General features: G+C 44.5%; 3 protein-coding genes. 2 read left to right on the forward strand and 1 reads right to left on the reverse strand.

Annotated elements, in window-relative coordinates:
- Nucleotides 1-271 precede the first annotated feature (271 nt).
- Together Q7P41_RS10000 and hisD are read left to right on the forward strand one after the other, a co-directional pair.
- Nucleotides 272-961, forward strand: coding sequence for a hypothetical protein (locus Q7P41_RS10000; RefSeq protein ID WP_303883952.1), 690 nt, complete (start codon nt 272-274; stop codon nt 959-961).
- A gap of 38 nt (nt 962-999) precedes the next feature.
- Nucleotides 1000-2253, forward strand: a complete 1254-nt coding sequence (gene hisD, locus Q7P41_RS10005) for a histidinol dehydrogenase (RefSeq protein ID WP_303883954.1) — start codon at nt 1000-1002, stop codon at nt 2251-2253.
- A 1-nt stretch (nt 2254) separates the two neighbouring features.
- On the opposite strand, the gene Q7P41_RS10010 is transcribed toward hisD, so the two are convergent.
- Nucleotides 2255-2434: an EmrE protein gene (locus tag Q7P41_RS10010; protein ID WP_303883955.1), complete on the reverse strand. Its 180-nt coding sequence runs from the start codon at nt 2432-2434 to the stop codon at nt 2255-2257.
- Between the last annotated feature and the right edge of the window lie 346 nt (nt 2435-2780).

Raw genomic sequence — 2780 nt, forward strand, 5'->3', positions numbered from 1 at the left:
ATAAGGTATTTCCAAGCTCTTGAGGTAACTTGTTATCATATCGCGTGTGCGCTTTTCCTGTGACGAAAGTTCGGGATATTTGTGAAAATCCCTCCTGATTTTTACCATCCAATCCTGTATTGCCTTCGCCCTTTCGATCATGGTCTGTGCCAACATGAGTTGAACGCCCCTTTTTGTGTTGAACTTTTTTGTTGGTGTTAAGATACAATATAATGAATCTTTTAAAAAGCAGTCAAGGTTGTTTTAGATTAGTTTTTAGAGGAGGCACCTTATGGCAGTCGTAGAAATAAAAATTGCCTTATCCGAGTTGGATTTGAGTATTTTATTTGACCCAACAAGGAAGGGTAAAAGCGGACAGGACGTTATAAAAAGAAAGGCGAAAGAATTGCTAGCCGTGGCAGAAAGGGTAGTCCGGCCGGTATTGTTATATGAGATTTGTACCCCTTATTTTAAAGAAGGGGCATTGACTCTTTCTGTTGATGATAGAACTATTGCCTTTAGAAGACACGACGGGTTATCAGACTTTGCTACTGCGAGCGAGGTCTTTGTTGGGTTAGTCACCCTCGGAAGGGCTATTGAAGAAGAGATTCAAAGGTATAATTCTATGAATGAAGTGCTTGCCTCCTATATTTTAAGCGAAATCAGTGTTGCCATGATGGGACAAGTCATTAAGAAAATAAAAAACATTATCTTGAGTGTGGCGCGTCAAAGATATTTTGGCTTAAGTTCGGTTCACATACCGGGTTCCACCCCCGGATTGCCCTTGTCAGTGCAGCCCCTTATATTGGAGCTTTTAGGTGGGGAAAACCATGGTGTTGATGCAAATGAGCGTCACATGTTAAAACCTTTTTACTCCGTTACCTTCATGGTGGGCATGGGGCCAAATTATGCTAATGACGAGCTGTTTCCCAAATGTTCGGGTTGCTCTCGAATGGATACATGTGCCTGGAGAAGTAAGTAATTTAGTTGTTTGAGAATTTAGCGAAGGAGCGAGAAGTTATGCGTTTTCTAAAACGACCCGATGATACTAAAGCCGAGGATTTGACACGCGAAGTGCAAAGTAAGGTCAACGACATTTTAACTCAAATAAAAGAAAACGGTTGGGAAGCCTTATCGAAGATAAGCAAGTCTTTGGATGGCATAACGCCCTTTAGGATAGATCCGGAGGATATGGCAAAAGCCTGGGATGATTTACCATCAAACTTAAAGGAAGCTTTAAAGGTCGCTGAAAAAAATATAAGGACATTTCACAGGGCACAAAGAAATATATTTAAAAACTTCGAATGTGATATAGCCGAGGGCCAAATAGCCGGAATGCGATTTGTTCCCGTAAAAAGCACCGCCGTTTACGTTCCCGGGGGAAGATATCCCTTGCCCAGCAGCGTATTAATGGGCGTAATTCCTGCGCAAGAAGCCGGCGTTGAAAGAATAGTAATCGTAACGCCACCAGGAAAAGAAGGCAGCCCTAGCCCTGTGACGCTTGCTGCCATGGGATTGCTCGATGTGAATGAAGCTTGGGTCGTTGGAGGAGCCCAAGCCATTGCAGCAGCTGCTTTTGGGGCAGGCGATATAAAACGCGTGGATTTCATCGTGGGTCCCGGTAACGCCTTTGTTACGGAGGCAAAGAGACAAGTCTTTGGTGTCGTTGGCATCGACGGCTTGGCTGGCCCCAGTGAAGTCTTAATCGTCGCGGATGAAAGTGCAAACCCAAAGTTCTTAGCGGCCGATATGCTCGCACAACTTGAACATGACCCGAGCGCCAAGGCGATGCTTCTCGTCACGGAAGAGATGCTTGCCATAAAAGCGATTGGAGAGGTCCGTCATTTCCTTTCTGATTTAAAGACCGCTTCTGTAGCTTCTCTTTCCTGGGAAAAAGGGGCAACCGTAGCGGTTGGTAGCCTGGAGGAAATTGCTGAGTTTGCTAATGACATAGCCCCGGAACATCTGGAACTGGTAATTAAAGAACCTGACTCCAAGCTCGAGCTCTTTTCATCTTATGGAGCTGCCTTTTTGGGACAACACTCCGCAGTGCCTTTCGGCGATTACATCGCAGGCACAAACCACGTCTTACCGACAGGCGGATCTGCAAAGTTTCAGGGCGGACTGTGGGTAGGCACGTTCCTTCGTCCCATGCAACATTTGTATTTGTCGCAAAAGGCAGCGTCTGAGCTTGTTTTATACGGGGCGACGATCGCCGACGCCGAAGGGTTGTCCGCTCACGACACAGCTATGCGGCTACGCAGAGATTTTTGAGCTAGGGAAGATTTAGCTTGTCCTTGATGATTCGTACGTCGTCGTAAATTCTTCCAATTGCGTAAAGCACGATTCCGTTTATGACGATGGCAATTCCCGATGGAATTGTAACTAAGGGGATCATTATAAGAAATCCGATGATGATGCCTAAAATTCCAAAAATCCTTAAAGTTTTTCCCACCAAAAAGACCTCCATTAGGTGATCTGTAATAAGAAACGGGCAAAAACAGTATAAAATATGTGTTTGCCAACAATTTGCTACTGTCATTTTACTCGTGTGTCAGCGTGAGAGACAGTCATAACCGCAGTTTTTATCGCCGAAATGACGGATCGAAATATTGATTTCCAGTATAGTATATAACATAGCATTAAGCATGAAGGAGGGAAGGTTATCATGGTTACGATAAATTACGAACAATTCCAAGCTGTGGATATGAGGGTGGGGAAAATTTTGAAGGCAGAACCCAATGAAAAGGCCAAAAAACCAGCCTATAAGTTGTGGATCGACTTTGGATCTGGGATTGGCA

The sequence above is a fragment of the Acetomicrobium mobile genome (genome assembly GCF_937920065.1).

Excerpts from the sequence above, each read along its gene's own strand:
- Q7P41_RS10000 (WP_303883952.1), top strand. The coding sequence starts at position 272 with ATGGCAGTCGTAGAAATAAAAATTGCCTTATCCGAGTTGGATTTGAGT.
- hisD (WP_303883954.1), top strand. The coding sequence starts at position 1,000 with ATGCGTTTTCTAAAACGACCCGATGATACTAAAGCCGAGGATTTGACA.